This window comes from Nocardia sp. NPDC049737, assembly GCF_040674755.1.
Taxonomy (GTDB): domain Bacteria; phylum Actinomycetota; class Actinomycetes; order Mycobacteriales; family Mycobacteriaceae; genus Nocardia.
The window spans coordinates 1-16,266 of the sequence record NZ_JBFANH010000052.1 but is presented as its reverse complement, the minus strand read 5'-3'; the positions used below and the strand labels follow the sequence as shown (position 1 = coordinate 16,266).

Here is a 16,266-nt window from a genome sequence, read left to right as displayed (position 1 = left end):
CCATGGTTGTCGCGGGCACGGCAGCATTCGATCGAGCTGCCCGCCGAATCCTAGGTGTGGCCAGCTACACCACCAACTAGCATCCTGTGCATGAACTATCCGCCGCCACCGCAGTACGGTTCGCCGTACGGCTACCCGGCCTATGGCCCGCCGCAGGATCATCCGCAGGCCATCACGATCATGATCCTCGGCATTCTCGGCCTGCTGATGTGTCAGTTCCTGGGCCCGGTCGCATGGGTGATGGGGAAGAAGGCACTCAACGAGATCGACGCGTCCGGCGGTGCCATCGGTGGTCGTGGCAGCGTCCAGGCCGGATATATCTGCGGCATAATCGCCTCGATATTGCTGATCCTGACCATTGTGTTCCTCATCCTCATGGTGGTACTCGCCGCTGTAGGCGTTCTCGGCTCCTCGTCCTCGACCTACTGAATCCGGCCACCCGAAGGTGGTGGGGTTCGATCTGCGGTATTCGCGGGGTCGTCCATGGTTACGCTGCGCTACCGCCTCCGGGCCCATCGCGCATGCCGCGGGCGGCCGGAATTAGCATCGTCGGAGTGAACCACCCCGCGCCGGATACGGCCGAGCAGCCAGGACCCACCGAATGGGGCGAGCATCCGCACGGTGTCGGACCATGGACGCAGGAGCACGGGGAAGCCCCGCCGGAGGATCCCCACTACGATCCGGAGCTGCTTGTCGGTGGTGACCGCCGCAACGTCGTCGATGCCTACCGCTACTGGAAGCGCGAGGCGATCATCGCCGATATCGACCGTCGCAGGCATCCGTTCCATGTGGCCATCGAGAACTTCGGCCACGACGCGAATATCGGCACCGTGGTGCGTACCGCGAATGCCTTCGCCGCGGCCGCCGTGCACATTGTCGGCCGACGGCGCTGGAATCGCCGCGGCGCCATGGTCACCGACCGCTACCAGCACATCGAACATCACTCCGATATCGGCGAGCTACTCGCCTTCGCCGAGCGGGAGAATCTGACCGTGGTCGCCGTGGACAATGTGCCGGGCTCGGTTCCGCTGGAAACCGTCGAGTTGCCGCGCCGCTGCCTGCTGCTGTTCGGGCAGGAAGGTCCCGGTGTGACAGAACATGCCAAGGGTGCGGCCGCGTTGACGGTTTCGATCGCGCAGTTCGGTTCTACCCGCAGTATCAATGCCGGAGTCGCGGCCGGCATCGCGATGCACGCATGGATTCGGCAACATGCCGATTTGACGTCAGCATGGTAACGAAAAGATCGGTATTAATCGGCTCGAAGCTGGCACCATTGACCCATGACCTCGCGGAGCCCGGATATCGGGCGCGATGCTGCACCCACGCCCGCGCTGTGGTCCGAGCGCGCGGATATGGCCGAATCCGCGATCGTCTCTCGGCACCTACGCGCGCTATGGGGCGTGCCGGGTACCGAATTGGGTGTCGTCGGTTGGCCGGCGACCCGTCGTGAGCGGGGCTTCGCCTCCTGGCACTACTGGTGGCAGGCGCATCTGATGGACTGCGCGGTCGATGCCGCCAACCGGGTGCCGACGCCGACGCGCCGCAAGCGCATCGCCGCCATCGCGCGGGCGCATCGGCTGCGCAATATCACCGGGTGGACCAATAACTACTACGACGATATGGCCTGGCTGACAATCGCTTTGGAGCGTGCCGAGCGAACCCAGGGGATCACCGAGGCGCGCGGCGGTCTGATCGCACTCGAGAAGGAGCTGTACGGCGCTTGGGATCCGGCGCGTGGCGGCGGTGTGCCGTGGCGGATCAACTCGGACTATTTCAATGCCCCCGCCAACGGACCGGTCGCCATCGCGCTACTGCGTCTCGGCCGCCACCTGCGCGCGCAGGAAATGGCGGACTGGATCGATGCGACGTTGTGCGACAAGGAATCCGGCCTGATCCTGGACGGCATCCATTTGCCCTCCGGCGAGATCGAGCGCCCGACCTTCACCTACTGCCAGGGCGTGGTGCTCGGTCTGGAAGCGGAACTCGCGGTGCACACCGGCGAGCCGCGCCACAGCGAACGGGTGCACCGGCTGCTCACCGCGGTCGAGGAGCAGATGACCACCAATGGGGTGATCAATGGTGGCGGTGGCGGAGACGGCGGCCTGTTCAACGGCATTCTGGCCCGCTATCTCGCTGTGGTCGCACTGATGCTGCCCGGTGATGAGCGCGATCAGGCGGCCGACCGGCAAACCGCGGCCGCTATCGTGCGTGCCAGCGCCGCGGCGGCCTGGGCGAACCGGCTCGAGGTCGAGGGCGAGCCGCTGTTCGGGCACGACTGGAGCAAACCCGCCCAGTTACCCGGCGGCCGGTCCGGTGCCGGACATTTCACCGAGGGCGGTTCGGTCACCTCGTCGCGGGTGCCCGAACGCGATATGTCGGTGCAACTGTCGGGCTGGCTGCTGATGGAGGCGGCCTACCAGGTCAGCGCCGCCGGACTGTAGGCATCGGAGTCCCCTGCTGTAAGCAGCAGTTCCATCCGATGATCAAATGCCTTGCCAGACAAGTGATCAACCGCAGTTCGCGGTATCCGGCACAACCCGTACGGTCGGACGGCAGAGCTGCGCGCAAGTCCACGCGTGGAGACCGAACCAACCGAGAAGCATTAACGGGCTCGCGCACCATGCGGTTGCCCATCTTGCCGGATGAACGGCGGGGGTGCGGTGGAGACGGGCAGGTCACGGTTGTGGTCAAGGGGCGTTCACGGTGGGATGGGCGGTCCTATTCTGGATGGTGCAGGCAGTCGGGTGGAGGCTGGCATGGATCACGCACGCGTTCTCCGCACAGTGCTCGGGGTGACCGCCGGGTATTTCATCGTGCTCGCATTCTGGCTGGGCTGGCTACTACCGCATACGCCGCCGGGGACCGAGCCGTTCCAGATCGTCGCGCTGGTCGGTCTGTTCGGATCATGCGTGGGCGTCGGGATGCTGTTGGCTGTTCGGCCATCGCGCGCGGATCGGCAGTTGTGGCGGCACGGGCTGGAGGGGTGGGCGACCATCGAGGGTGCGCATACGCTGCAGCGCACTGATCATCACACCGAGTTGACCGAATTCGATCTGGAGCTCGTTGTGCCGGGATCCGAAAGTTACCGTGGCACCATCGTTTTCGATGTCACCCCGGCCGATAAGCCGCGGCTCGCGGTCGGCGAGACAATCTCCATCCGAGTCGATCCGCAGAATCGGGATCGGATCATTCTCGTTCTGGGGCAATAGCTTTCGATCAACGGCGGGCGGATCCCGCATTTCGCCGCATCGGCGGGCGCGAGGTCAGTCCCGCGAGTGCGCTTGCGGGTCCGCGAGCAGATATTGCGCGGCCGCGTAGGTAGCCAGGATGACGCCCTCTGTGACCCGCCGGGAACGCTCGCCGCGCGCGAACAGCCGCCGCAGCACGATCAGCCCATCGGAAACGGTGAACAGCAACGCACCGAGGCCGAGCCGACTACGCGGATCGGCATTCGGAATATTAAGTCCGGCAATATTTTTCGCGTCCGGAGCCAATCCGGGATCGGAGGCGAGCACCGCCGCACTGCCCAGCGTCGCACCGTAGGCCGTCAGCGCAGCCGCGACTGTCGGCGCCTTGGCCCGCATCAACGCCGCAGCACCGAGCCAGGCCAGCAGCCGTGGAACCGCGATCTCTGGACGCGCACGCCCGCCGCGGCGCCACCACAGCACCGAATATCCGGTCTGCATCACCGCGAACGAGGACGCTCCCGCGATCAGCCGCCGATCACTGTCCGGCTCGATCAGCAGCACATCACCGATGGTCGCGGCACCGAGGCAGCCGAGCAGCACCGTCCGATCGACCGGATCCAACGCCCGATCGGCCGCCGCATCCGCCGCCAACAGCGGCATCAGCAGCGGCTTCGTAACCCATTGCACCTTGTCGCGGCCGGTAACCGCGCCGTACACGGTCGCCGCCGCAGCCACCAGGAATCCGGCACGGAATGGACGCACGACCCACGGCGTGCCCGAGGCAGGCAGCCTGGGTAACCACACTGCGGCGCGAGCGGAGTGCCCGGAGGCGGCAGCGGAGCGTAACCACATGGGCCACCAGGAGCGCCGCAAATCAGACAAAGCGCCCCATGAATGCCGCAAATCAGACACCGAAGCTCGGCTCTTTCGGGGCGGGTGGCAGCGTGACGACCTGACCCGCGTAGCTCAGGCCCGCACCGAAGCCGAGCAGCAAGGCCACCTGTCCGCCCTTGGCCTTACCGGTCACCAACATCTCCTCCATCGCCAACGGGATGGATGCGGCGGAGGTATTGCCGGTGTTCTCGATGTCATTGGCCACCGGGATGTCATCGGCCAGCCCGAGGTTCTTCTTCATCAACTCGTTGATGCGCGCATTGGCCTGATGCGGAATGAAGACCTCGATATCGTCCTTGGAGACACCGGAGACCTCGAGCGCCGAGGCCAGCGCGCGCGGCAAAGTGACCGCCGCCCAACGGAATACCCGCGGCCCCTCCATCCGCAGCGACATCCGGCCGACGGGCTCTACGGCCGGGTCGGTGCCCTGCAGCCGCTGCGCTTTCTCCATGTATTCGAGGAAGTTGACGTCCTGCTCGATCGCCGAGGCATTCTCGCCGTCGCTACCCCACACCGTCGGGGAGATGCCGTTCTCCTCGCTCGGGCCGACCACCACCGCACCAGCGCCGTCGCCGAAGATCATCGCGGTGCCGCGATCGGTCGGATCGAGTCCAACCGTCATCGTCTCGGCACCGATGAGCAGCACATATTCGGCCGACCCGGACCGGATCAGGTCGGCGGCGACGCCGAGGCCGTAGCCGAATCCGCCGCAACCGGAGGTCAGATCGAAGGCCGCGATCCCGTTCATCCCCAGGTCGTTGGCGACCTTGGGGGCGCCGTGCGGGGTGAGGGTCAGCCAGCTCGAGGTGGCCAGGATCAGCGCGCCGATCTTGGACCGATCGATGCCGCTGTTGACGATCGCCCGCTCACCGGCGGCCGCCGAAATCGACTGCAGCGTTTCGTCTCCGCTGATCCACCGACGGTTGCGCACACCGGTGCGCTCATAGATCCACTCCGGGGTCGAATCGAGAACCTCGCACACCTCTTCATTGCTGACCAGGCGTTTCGGACGGTAAGCACCGATGCCGAGCATCGCGACATTCGCACGGCTCTTATTGACTGCAATGCTCACCACAGGTAACTCACACGACCCTTCACTGTCTCGACCGCCTCGCTGCACTCGGCGGATGCGTCCCCCTATCGGGTCGCACCGCTGTCGGCGTTTCAGAGCGAATCAAAGCTCCGACCACCGGCGACTGCGATCCGGGAGGCGCATTTGCAGCTTAGCCGAGGGCGAGATCCTTCAATCCGAGGATGGACCGGTACTCCAGGCCCTCGGCGGCGATCACCTGATCGGCGCCGGTCTCCCGGTCGACGACGGTCGCGACGCCGACGACGGTCGCGCCGGCCTCGCGCAGGGCGCGCACGGCGGTCAGCGGCGAATTTCCGGTGGTAGTGGTGTCCTCGACGACGAGCACCCGCTTGCCGACGATGTCCGGGCCCTCGATCTGGCGCTGCATGCCGTGGGTCTTGGCGGCTTTACGCACCACGAAGGCATCAATCGGTCGGCCGGGCGCGTGCATGACGGCCAGCGCGACCGGATCCGCACCCATGGTGAGCCCTCCGACGGCCTCGAAATCCCAGTCCGCCACGAGTTCGCGCAGTAGCTTGCCGATCAGTGGTCCGGCACCGTGGTGCAGCGTGGCGCGGCGCAGGTCGACGTAGTAGTCGGCCTCTTTGCCCGAGGACAGTGTGACCCGGCCGTGCACGACGGCGAGCTCGCGCACGAGTGCGGCCAATCTGTCGCGGTCGTCCGTCGAAACGGCGGCCTTGTTCGCCTGGTCGATCATGTCTGTCAAGTCCTTCCGCGTGCGTTGAATATGCCGCGATTCAGTCGGGCCGCCAGGGCTCGCGGGATCATCCCGGCGGCGGTGGTGAGCACTTTGTACTGCACACCGGGCACGCTGAGCACCCGGTCCTTCTCGAGATCACGTAGCGAACCGGCGACCACCTGGTCGACGCTCAGCCACAGCTGTTTCGGCAGCGAGGACATCTCGATGCCGGCCCGCTCGTGGAATTCGGTATGCACGAATCCGGGGCACAGGGCCTGGACCCGGACTCCGGTGCCGGCCAGTCCACCCGCCAGCCCTTCGGTGAAGGATACGACGTAGGCCTTGGAGGCCGAATAGGTCGAGCCCCGTCCGGGGATCAGACCCGCGACGCTGGCCACATTCACGATCGAACCCTTCGCGGCCGCGATCATCGATGGCAGCGCGGCCCTGGTGAGCTGCACCACCGCCGTGACATTGACGTCGAGCTGGGCCTGGATCGCAGCGGGCGGCTGCGTCCAGAACTCCCCCGACTGGCCGAATCCGGCATTGTTGACCAGGAATTCGACGCCGTCGGCGGCGCGGGCCAGTACCCGATCCCGATCTTCGGAATCGGCCAGATCGGCGACGAGCACCTCCGAGCGGGTCGCGAATTTCCGCTCCAATTCCGCGGCAAGGCCATCCAGCCGGTCCTTGTCACGGGCGACGAGCACCAGGTCATAGCCGAGTGCGGCCAAACGCACGGCGAATCCGTGCCCGATGCCGGAGGTGGGTCCGGTGATCAATGCGACGGGGCGGATGGCCCCGGGCAAGCGCGTGGGACTGTCTGCCCCACCCGTTTCCCGGCCACCATCCCTCATCGAATCGCTCCGCGATCCTGCATTCATCGCACAATCCAGGTCATAGGGGCGCTATGCCCGCTCACTGCGGTACGGGTCCCTGATACGGGCGGAATCCCGGGTGGAACGGACCGCCGGGCTGTTCCGGCGTGTGCTCGCCCGCGGGCCATTCGTCTTCATCCGGCTCGGACTCGGCGGGTTTGCGCTGGGCCGGGCGGTCCTCCGGCGACCAGTTATCGTCCGGTTCCGCCGCCCAGCGCTCGTCGCGGGCCCTTGAACGGGAGTCCGGGACGACGGCGAGACTGGGGCGGCGCGGCGGCTGCGGTTCGGCGGCCGGTTCCTCATCGTAATAGTCGTCGTCGGAGTACTCGCGGTACTTCGGCCGGTCGAAATCGTCTTCGTCATAAGACGATTCGGCGTACTCCTCGTCGTCGAAGTCCTCGCGCTTGCGCAGATCCGCCGACGCGACTCGCGCGGCCACCGGACTTTCCGCCTCTTCCCGCTCACCCGCGCGCTTGCGCGGATGCGGCCGTCCCGGATCGTGACCATCGGAATCCACCCCGCGCGCATCGCTCACCGGCGGCAGCACATGCAGCAGACCGGACAGGCGAAGCACCGCATCGATCGCGGTCTCCCAATCCTTGGCCACCGTACCGACATTCAGCATGCCGAGGGTCCAGTTGCCCTCACTCCATAGCATCTGCACGGTATCGGGCAGCGATTCGATGAAGGCGACCATGCGCTGGTCGACGGCGTGCCTGGCGATCTCCGGATTGGTCGCGAACACCACCCGGTCACCGATCGCGCCGAGCAGTTCCAGATCGGCGTCCTTGGGCGGGGACGCGGTCTTGAGCCGCATATCCACATCGATATCGGAGCCGATCTGCCTGCGCACGGCGACCAGCGTCGCGGCGTCTTCCAGATCGAAGAGGACGAATTTCTCGCCCTTGCGGATGCCGGACACCACATCCACCGCGGACAGGTAGCCGAGCTTGGCCAACGCACCGCGGCGCCAGGTGGAGGCCAGCGCCGGTTCCACCGACACATACGTATAGCCCTGGGCCTTCGCCCACACCTGGCGCGCATGACCGGTCCGCTGTCGCTGGACCCGATCGAAATACAGCAGCACGATCGCACCAACGAGCGCGATCGCCGCCAACCCGAACCACATTGCCGTCATCGTCGCCTACCCTATAGAGCCGACAGGGCTATTGCGCATCACTGCCCGCTGATATTTCACCGCGTGCCGCCGGGCAGTGCGGTGCTGATGATGATCTTCGCGTCGATCGAACCATCCGCGGCCTTATCGCCCTGCACCATGACCATGTCACCGACCGGAAGATCGGATACCTTGGACCCGGCCAACGAGATCACCTGGGTCTTATCGGTGGTGCGCACCGTTACGGCGGATCCGCCGAGGGTGTCGAGGGTCAATTGGCCACCGGCGTTGGCGGTGATGGTGCCCATGGTCGCGCCGAGGCTATCGATGCCGCCGAGTCCCGGAATGCTCGGCAGAACCTGGGTGGATGACGGACCGCGCGAGGGCGCGGTACCGGTGGATCGGCCCGCGGTCGGGAAGGCCGAGGTGCTCGCGGCCGAACTCGACGAGGTGTCCTTATCGCCGAGCAGCACACCGGCGAGCACACTGATCGCGCCGATCAGCAGGAGCACCCCGAGTCCAAGGGCGATCCACAGGCCGGTGTTGCGCTTGCGCGGCGGCTGCTGATCCGGGGGTAGCGGCGCACCGGGCGGTCCGGGCGGATACTGCGCGCCGGGCTGGCCGTACGCACCGACCTGGGTCGGCTCCTGCCACGCGCCACTTTCCTGGCCCCACTGGACCTGGCTGTCGTACGGGGGGAACTCCTTGGTGGCATTGACCGGTGGCGGCGCCCACGGCTCGAATTGTTCGGTGGACGGATAGACCGAGGTCGCATCGCCGTGGCCATAGGCCTCGGGGTATTCCGACGTAGGCGCGGACGGCTGAAATCCCGACTTACCCGACGGACCGAAATGTTCCGTCGGCGCATCCTCCGGTCGCTGAGCCCAGGGATCGTTGGGATTGGTCATGCCCTCCAGGGTAGGCTGTGGCACTTTGCCGTGCCTTCGGCACGGCGTGTTCGCTCGTAAGACTCGCTGGCGTTGTGGCGAACAAGGCGGCCCGACTGCGGATTACTCGCAAGCCGGGCCGCATTGTCAGCCGCGGCCGACGATGAGACCCTCGCCGTTCGGGCTCACATTGACCACGACGGTGTCGCCGTCGGTGACCTCACCGGCGAGCAGTTCCTTGGCGAGGGTGTCGCCGATGGCCTGCTGGATCAGCCTGCGCAGCGGGCGGGCGCCGTACAGCGGGTCGTAGCCGCGCACGGCGAGCCAGAACCGGGCCGAATCGCCGACGTCCAGCTTCAGCCTGCGCTGCGACAGTCGCTTCTGCAGCTGGTCGAGCTGGATATCGACGATGGATTCCAGCTGCTCCTCGTCGAGGGCATGGAACATGACCACATCATCGAGGCGATTCAGGAACTCTGGTTTGAAGGCCGAGCGGACCGCGTTCATGACGAAATCCCGCTCGCCACCCGCACCCAGATTCGAGGTCAGGATGAGGATGGTGTTGCGGAAGTCGACCGTGCGGCCCTGGCCATCGGTCAGGCGACCCTCGTCGAGTACCGCGAGCAAGATGTCGAAGACATCCGGATGCGCCTTTTCGATCTCGTCGAAGAGCACCACGGTGTACGGCCGACGCCGCACCGCCTCGGTCAGCTGACCGCCCTGGTCGTATCCGACATAGCCGGGCGGGGCGCCGACCAGCCGGGCGACAGAGTGCTTCTCGCTGTACTCGCTCATATCGATGCGGACCATGGCGCGTTCGTCGTCGAACAGGAAGTCCGCCAACGCCTTTGCCAGCTCGGTCTTACCGACACCGGTCGGGCCGACGAACATGAACGAACCCGTCGGCCGATTCGGATCCGCGACTCCGGCGCGCGCCCGGCGCACCGCATCCGAAACCGCCTGCACCGCCTCGGTCTGACCGACCACGCGCTTACCCAGCTCCTGCTCCATCCGCAGCAGCTTCTGGGTTTCGCCCTCCATCATCCGGCCGACCGGAATACCGGTCCAGGACGAGACCACCTCGGCGATATCGTCGGGGCCGACCTCCTCCTTGAGCATCACTTCGCCGTCAGCGGCTGTGGCGGAAGTCTTTTCGGCCTCGGCGAGCTGCTTCTCCAGCGCCGGGATACGCCCGTAGCGCAGTTCGGCGGCCTTGCCCAGATCACCGTCGCGCTCGGCGCGCTCGGATTCACCGCGCAGGGATTCCAACTCCTCCTTGAGGACGCGGACCTGATCGATGGCGCTCTTCTCGTTCTGCCAGCGGGTCATCAGCTGGTTGAGCTTTTCGCGGTCATCGGCGAGTTCCTGACGCAACTTGTCCAGGCGCTGCTTGGACGCCGCGTCGGTCTCCTTCTCCAGTGCGACCTCTTCGATCTCGAGCCTGCGCACCGCGCGCTCGACCTCGTCGATTTCCACTGGGCGCGAGTCGATTTCCATGCGCAGCCGGGAGGCCGACTCATCGACCAAGTCGATCGCCTTATCCGGTAGGAACCGGGAGGTGATGTAGCGGTCGCTGAGCGTGGCGGCGGCGACCAGCGCGGAGTCGGTAATGCGCACGCCGTGGTGCACCTCGTAGCGATCCTTGATGCCGCGCAGGATGCCGATGGTGTCTTCCACCGACGGCTCGCCGACCAGCACCTGCTGGAAGCGACGCTCCAGGGCGGCGTCCTTCTCGATGTGCCGGCGGTACTCATCCAGCGTGGTGGCGCCGACCAGCCGCAGCTCACCGCGGGCGAGCATCGGCTTGATCATATTTCCCGCATCCATCGCCGACTCACCGGTCGCGCCCGCGCCGACGATGGTGTGCAGCTCATCGATGAATGTGATGATCTGTCCCGCACTGGTTTTGATCTCCTCGAGTACGGCCTTGAGCCGCTCCTCGAATTCACCGCGGTACTTCGCACCAGCCACCATCGCGCCCAAGTCGAGCGAGACAACGGACTTGCCGCGCAACGATTCCGGCACGTCACCGGCCACGATGCGCTGGGCCAGGCCCTCCACGATCGCGGTCTTGCCGACCCCGGGCTCACCGATCAGCACCGGGTTGTTCTTGGTACGACGGCTCAAAACCTGTACGACACGGCGGATTTCGGTATCCCGCCCGATGACCGGGTCGAGCTTGCCGGCGCGGGCGGCCGCGGTGAGATCGGTCGAATACTTCTCCAGCGCTTGGTAGCTGCCCTCCGGATCGGCACTGGTGACGCGCGCACTGCCGCGCACGGCGGTGAATGCCTCGCGCAGCGCCTCGGGGGTCGCGCCGTACTTCTGCAGCAGCATGGTGACATCCGAATCGCCGTCGGCCAGGCCGACCATGACGTGTTCGGTGGAGACGTATTCGTCGCCGAGTTCGGTGGCCAGGCGCTGGGCGGCGGTGATCGCTGCCAGGGCTTCGCGGCCGAGTTGGGGCGTGGTGGTCGCACCGGTCGCGCGTGGCAGCTTGTCAACGATGTCCTGTGCCTCGCGTCGAATCGTCGCCGGATCCACCGCGACGGCCTTGAGCAAGGGGGCGGCGATGCCATCGGTTTGATCCAGCAACGCCACCAGCAAGTGCGCCGGACGAATCTCCGGATTGCCCGCGGCCGAGGCGGCCTGCAAGGCGGCGGTCAGAGCCGCCTGGGTCTTGGTGGTGGGATTGAACGAGTCCACAAGTCACCTTCCTACTAGTCGATTCGCACTATCCAACGTCGGAAAGGTTGAGTCTGTTCCGCTCAACTTTAATTTTTTGGGCACCTGAACAGACTCCGGCTGAACGCTACGCCGCGACACTGCCGAATGGCATCAATCGCAGGGTCTAGGGCACCGCGATGCCTACGATGGCCTTGGCCGTTGGTTGATGCATCACAATCCAGCCCGACTCGAGGAGCGATGGATGCGCGCGATCGTGGTACGAAGCTTCGGAGCAACACCCGAACTGGCCGAAATGCCGACCCCCGAACCCGGCGCGGGTGCGGTCAGAATCCAGGTCGAGGCCGCCGGGGTGAACCCATTCGACCAGAAGATGGCCGGCGGCATTCTGGATGGCAAGCTGCCGCACGATTTTCCGATGATCCTCGGCGTCGACGGTGCCGGCACGGTGGCCTCGGTCGGCCCCGGCGTCACCAAATTCGGCGTCGGTGACCGTGTCGTCGGCAAATTCCTGTTCCCGCCCGCGGGCCACGGCAGCTTCGCGGAGTATTCGATCCTGCCCGAGGACGCCACCCTGGTCCCGATCCCGGACCAGGTGCCCACCATCGCGGCCGCGGCCCTGCCGACCGCGGGCATAACCGCGCAAGACATCGTGGATGCCACCAAGCTCGAGCCGGACCAGACGGTATTGATCGTCGGCGCCACCGGCGGCGTCGGCTCGTTCCTGGTGCAGTTGGCGAATATCGCCGGGGCGCACGTCATCGCGACCGCGCGTGGGGCGGTCGCCGATCAGATGACCAGGCTCGGCGCGGCCGAGACCATCGATTACACCCGTGGTCGGGTCGTCGAAGAGGTCGCCGCCGCACACCCCGACGGCGTCGATGCGCTGTTCGATCTGGTGAGTCCGCCCGAGGTGCTGGCCGAGCTGACCACGTTGGTCCGCGACGGCGGCACGGTCTACTCCACCATCTGGTCCGCCGATCCGGACGCGCTGCGCGATCGCGGCATCAAGGGCGGCAATATCGAATCCTCCGGCCGTGGACCGGAATTGGCCCGCCTGCTCGATCGGGTCGCCGCCGGAGATGTCGTCGTGCCGATCGACGTGACCGTCCCACTGAACCAGGGCCCTTCGGTCATCGGCGCGATAGGTGCGCGGGGCAAAACCGTGCTGGCCATCTGAGTGAGTGCCCGAAAAAAGGGCCCATCACGCCCACCCGAATTCGGCCTCTTCCTGATTCCGGAGGCCGATAACTACCAGCAGCTCACCGAGCTGACGACCTATGCGGAGAGCGCCGGACTCGACCTGATCGGCGTCCAGGACCATCCCTACCAGCGACGCTTCCTCGACACCTGGACCCTGATCACCGGCCTGGCCGTGCGCACCGAGCGACTCACCTTCTTCCCGGATGTCGCCAACCTGCCCCTGCGCAATCCCGCCGTACTCGCGAAATCCGTTGCTTCCCTCGACATCATGACCGGCGGCCGGATCCACCTCGGACTCGGCGCGGGCGCGTTCTGGGCCGCCATCGCCGCCATGGGTGGTTACCACCTGAGCCCGGGCGAATCGGTGCGGGCACTCGCCGAGGGCATTGCGGTCATCCGGGCCATGTGGAGCGACGAACGTTCGGTCCGGGTGCCCGGCACCTACCATCTGCTCGCCGGTGCCCATCCTGGTCCGCAGCCGGAACACGACCCTGGCATCTGGCTCGGCGCGAAGGGTCCGCGCATGCTCGCTCTGACCGGACAGCGCGCCGACGGCTGGCTGCCCTCGGCGGCCTGGGCCCCGCCCGAATTCCTGACCGAGGCGGGTAAACGCATCGACGATGCGGCCGCCGCGGCGCAGCGCGATCCGCGCGCCATCCGGCGGGTCTACAACCTGTCCGGCACCATTACCAGCGACGGCACCGACTACGGCTTCCTGGAGGGCCCGCCCGAGCGCTGGGTGGACGATCTGTCCGCTTTACATCGTGACCAGCGCATCGACGGCTTCATCTTCTGGCCGACCGAGGGCGACCCCGTCGACCAAGTGCATCGCTACGCCGAATTGGTCGCGCCCGCGGTGCGCGCGAACGTCGCGAGTTGACCCGGCGGTAACCCGGAGCGAGCGAGGCCGCGATATCCTGCATGTCCGGCCCAGAGCAGCCCAGATTTGCCCACGGATTACCGTGGGCGCGGGCGTGATCGGCCATACCCACACGACCACGTGATTTTCAGGGATACTTGACGGCGGAGGACCGCCGGTTACGGACATGTCCCTGGGCAGATTTTGAGGGAAAGGAAGCTCCACGTCGTGGATGCGCGTTCGGCAGCGCTGGTCCGCGCCAACTTCCGATCGGTGATCGAGTCGCCGAACGGACCCGAGCGGTTGATCAGTGCGTTTTATGGTCACCTGTTTGCGGAGAAGCCGCAGCTGCGGGAATTGTTCCCGCCCGCGATGGAGATGCAGGCCAAGCGGGTGGTGACCGCCATCCATTACGTGCTCGACCATCTCGAGGACTGGGGGCGGGCGCAGAAGTTCCTGGAACAGTTGGCGCGTGATCACCGCAAATACGGTGTCATCGCCGCGCACTATGACATCGCGGGGCGGGCGCTGCTCGCCGCATTCCGGGTCTTCAATGGACCGATGTGGAATCGCGCGCTCGAGGAGGGCTGGCGCGATATCACCATCCTCATCTCCGCATCCATGGCCATCGGCGCCAATTCCGATAAATCGCAGCCGTACTGGGATGCGACCGTGGTCGGCCATCGCCGGGTGCTCGAGGATCTGGCCATCGTGCGGCTGCAGTCCGACAGTCCGATTCCGTATCAGGCCGGACAGTACGTGCCGGTCTCGCTGCCGCAGCGCCCCAAGATGTGGCGTTATCTCTCGCCCGCGATTCCCGCGAATCCCTACGGCGAGATCGAATTCCACGTCCGCAAGATCCGCGGCGGTTGGGTGAGTCCGGCCATCGTCAATGAGACCAGGGTGGGCGATCGGTGGATGATCGCCGGTCCGCTCGGTGGTCTGCACATCGATCGCGACAGCGGGCGTGATGTGCTGCTGATCGGCGCGGGCACCGGCATCGCCCCGCTGCGCGCCCAGTTGATCGAGATGGGTCAGCGCGGCATCAATCCGCGCGTGCACTTCTTCATCGGCGGCCGCTACCCCTGCGATCTGTACGACGTGGAGAATATGTGGCAGCTCTCGCAGAGCAATCCGTGGCTCACCGTGGTCCCGGTCTGCGAACAGAAGACCAACCCGTGGTGGTATACGCATCCACCGCAGGACGAGCCGTACGGCATGCACCGCCGCCTGATCGGAAATCTGGGCGCGGTCGTGGCCAGCTTCGGCTCATGGTCCGACCGGCAGATCCAGATCGCCGGTTCGGCCCGCATGATCGCCGACACCCGCCGCGCCCTGATGGCGGTGGGCACCCCCGAGTCGGTTATCAGCTCAGATCCCGTGTGAGAGAAGCAATGACAATTGATCCGAGCCCGCACGGCAATGGTGCGGCGCCCGAATGGAAGTCGACCGTGGTCGGTCATCACCGGCTGCGCCACGACATCGCGGTTATCCGCCTGATCGGCGAGTACGTCCCGTTTCTCGCGGGACAGTCGGTCGAGGTCCGGGTGCCGCAGCATCCCGGGATGCGCCGTCGGCTCTCTCCCGCGCTGCCGCCGTCACTGGACGGCAAGCTGGAATTCCATGTGCGCACAGTGCCGGGCGGCTGGTGCAGCGGCAGTATTGTCGCCGACACCCACCCCGGCGATGAATGGCAGATCAGCGCTCCGCTCGGCACTCTCGCCGTAGACCCCTACGGCGACGAGGTGGTGATGATCGCGGGCGGTACCGGTCTGGCCCCGATGCGCTCTCAGATTCTCGACCTCGCCCGGCACGAAGATCCGCCGCCGACCTACCTGTTCGTTGGTGGGCGCTCACCGCGCGACCTGTACGCCGATGACATGCTGTTCCTGCTGGCGAACGAATTGCCTTGGCTCACGGTGATTCCCGTGGTCGAGGGCCCGGAGGATCCCGGCTGGGTCGACGAATGGTACGAGCAGTCGCGCGTGGATATCGGATTCCCACTCGACGATATGCTCTTCGGCACGCTCGCCGATGTCGTCGGTTCGCACGGTGCGTTCGACCGCCACCAGGTGCTGGTCTGCGGGTCACCCAATATGGTCCGCGTGACTCTGGATCGGCTCGTCGAGACCGGAACCCCCGCCGCGAATATCCAATTCGAGGGACTGTAACCAGCAGACGCACCGCGCATGCGCCGCAGGCGCGGGACTCGACCATCCAGCACGCGCGCACCGGATGCCGAACGGCCCCGCCATCACCACCACGACGGAGCGAGTCTTACGAGCGACCGTTAGCGGCCCGTCTCGCGTCCGGGCCGAACGAAGCGCAGGCAACGAAGTCACGAGCCTCGCCCATCCAGCACGCGCGCACACCCGGTGCCGAACGGCCCCGCCATCACCAACCACCACGAAGCGAGTCTTACGAGCGACCCGTTCGCGGCCCCTCTCACGTCCGAGCCACCGAAGCACATGCAACGACGTCGCGAGACTCGACCATCCAGCACCCGCGCACACCCGGTGCCGAACGGCCCCGCCATCACCAACCACAACGAAGCGAGTCTTACGAGCGACCCGTTCGCGGCCCCTCTCACGTCCAAGCCACCGAAGCACATGCAACGACGTCGCGAGACTCGACCATCCAGCACCCGCGCACACCCGGTGCCGAACGGCCCCGCCATCACCAACCACCACGAAGCGAGTCTTACGAGCGACCCGTTCGCGGCCCCTCTCACGTCCAAGCCACCGAAGCACATGCAACGACGTCGCGAGACTCGACCATCCAGC

Annotated in this window: 15 protein-coding genes; 8 read left to right on the top strand and 7 right to left on the bottom strand. The window is 66.2% G+C overall.

The features are described 5' to 3' along the window. Positions 1 to 90 precede the first annotated feature (90 nt). From AB0J47_RS39460 to AB0J47_RS39445, 4 genes are all read left to right on the top strand, one after another. Positions 91 to 429: a DUF4190 domain-containing protein gene (locus AB0J47_RS39460; RefSeq protein ID WP_364358865.1), complete on the top strand. Its 339-nt coding sequence runs from the start codon at positions 91 to 93 to the stop codon at positions 427 to 429. 92 nt (positions 430 to 521) lie between these two features. Continuing rightward, entirely contained in the window at positions 522 to 1,235 is a 714-nt protein-coding gene (locus AB0J47_RS39455) for a TrmH family RNA methyltransferase (protein ID WP_364358862.1), read from the top strand. Between the two features lie 117 nt (positions 1,236 to 1,352). Continuing rightward, entirely contained in the window at positions 1,353 to 2,441 is a 1,089-nt protein-coding gene (locus tag AB0J47_RS39450; protein ID WP_364358901.1) for a glycoside hydrolase family 76 protein, read from the top strand. A 315-nt stretch (positions 2,442 to 2,756) separates the two neighbouring features. Beyond that, the gene (locus AB0J47_RS39445; protein ID WP_364358859.1) at positions 2,757 to 3,209 is read left to right on the top strand and encodes a DUF3592 domain-containing protein; all 453 of its coding nucleotides are present in this window, start codon (positions 2,757 to 2,759) and stop codon (positions 3,207 to 3,209) included. A 54-nt stretch (positions 3,210 to 3,263) separates the two neighbouring features. Here AB0J47_RS39445 and AB0J47_RS39440 read toward each other — a convergent pair whose 3' ends face one another. From AB0J47_RS39440 to clpB, 7 genes are all read right to left on the bottom strand, one after another. Further along, positions 3,264 to 3,950, bottom strand: coding sequence for a lysoplasmalogenase (locus AB0J47_RS39440; RefSeq protein ID WP_364358856.1), 687 nt, complete (start codon positions 3,948 to 3,950; stop codon positions 3,264 to 3,266). 142 nt (positions 3,951 to 4,092) lie between these two features. Further along, a complete protein-coding gene (locus AB0J47_RS39435) occupies positions 4,093 to 5,157 on the bottom strand; it encodes a beta-ketoacyl-ACP synthase 3 (protein ID WP_364358853.1) in 1,065 nt (354 codons plus the stop codon). Between the two features lie 148 nt (positions 5,158 to 5,305). After that, a complete protein-coding gene (gene pyrE, locus AB0J47_RS39430) occupies positions 5,306 to 5,872 on the bottom strand; it encodes an orotate phosphoribosyltransferase (RefSeq protein ID WP_364358850.1) in 567 nt (188 codons plus the stop codon). Between the two features lie 5 nt (positions 5,873 to 5,877). Then, positions 5,878 to 6,711 carry an SDR family oxidoreductase gene (locus tag AB0J47_RS39425; protein WP_364358847.1) on the bottom strand — a complete coding sequence of 278 codons (834 nt, stop codon included), beginning with the start codon at positions 6,709 to 6,711 and terminating at the stop codon, positions 5,878 to 5,880. A 61-nt stretch (positions 6,712 to 6,772) separates the two neighbouring features. Further along, the gene (locus tag AB0J47_RS39420; protein ID WP_364358844.1) at positions 6,773 to 7,870 is read right to left on the bottom strand and encodes a hypothetical protein; all 1,098 of its coding nucleotides are present in this window, start codon (positions 7,868 to 7,870) and stop codon (positions 6,773 to 6,775) included. 56 nt (positions 7,871 to 7,926) lie between these two features. Further along, the gene (locus tag AB0J47_RS39415; RefSeq protein WP_364358841.1) at positions 7,927 to 8,757 is read right to left on the bottom strand and encodes a DUF5666 domain-containing protein; all 831 of its coding nucleotides are present in this window, start codon (positions 8,755 to 8,757) and stop codon (positions 7,927 to 7,929) included. Between the two features lie 126 nt (positions 8,758 to 8,883). After that, positions 8,884 to 11,442, bottom strand: coding sequence for an ATP-dependent chaperone ClpB (clpB, locus tag AB0J47_RS39410; protein ID WP_364358838.1), 2,559 nt, complete (start codon positions 11,440 to 11,442; stop codon positions 8,884 to 8,886). Between the two features lie 223 nt (positions 11,443 to 11,665). Between clpB and AB0J47_RS39405 the strand changes: the two genes are divergently transcribed. The 4 genes from AB0J47_RS39405 to AB0J47_RS39390 all read left to right on the top strand — a co-directional run bounded on the left by AB0J47_RS39405 (position 11,666) and on the right by AB0J47_RS39390 (position 15,654). Next, positions 11,666 to 12,601, top strand: a complete 936-nt coding sequence (locus AB0J47_RS39405; RefSeq protein WP_364358835.1) for an NADP-dependent oxidoreductase — start codon at positions 11,666 to 11,668, stop codon at positions 12,599 to 12,601. After that, complete coding sequence (locus tag AB0J47_RS39400) at positions 12,602 to 13,504, top strand: LLM class flavin-dependent oxidoreductase (protein WP_364358832.1); 903 nt, start codon at positions 12,602 to 12,604, stop codon at positions 13,502 to 13,504. Between the two features lie 207 nt (positions 13,505 to 13,711). After that, positions 13,712 to 14,869 carry an FAD-binding oxidoreductase gene (locus tag AB0J47_RS39395; protein WP_364358829.1) on the top strand — a complete coding sequence of 386 codons (1,158 nt, stop codon included), beginning with the start codon at positions 13,712 to 13,714 and terminating at the stop codon, positions 14,867 to 14,869. Between the two features lie 8 nt (positions 14,870 to 14,877). After that, positions 14,878 to 15,654 (top strand): FAD-binding oxidoreductase, encoded by a 777-nt coding sequence (locus AB0J47_RS39390; RefSeq protein WP_364358826.1) that lies wholly within the window; start codon positions 14,878 to 14,880, stop codon positions 15,652 to 15,654. The last annotated feature ends 612 nt before the right edge of the window (positions 15,655 to 16,266 follow it).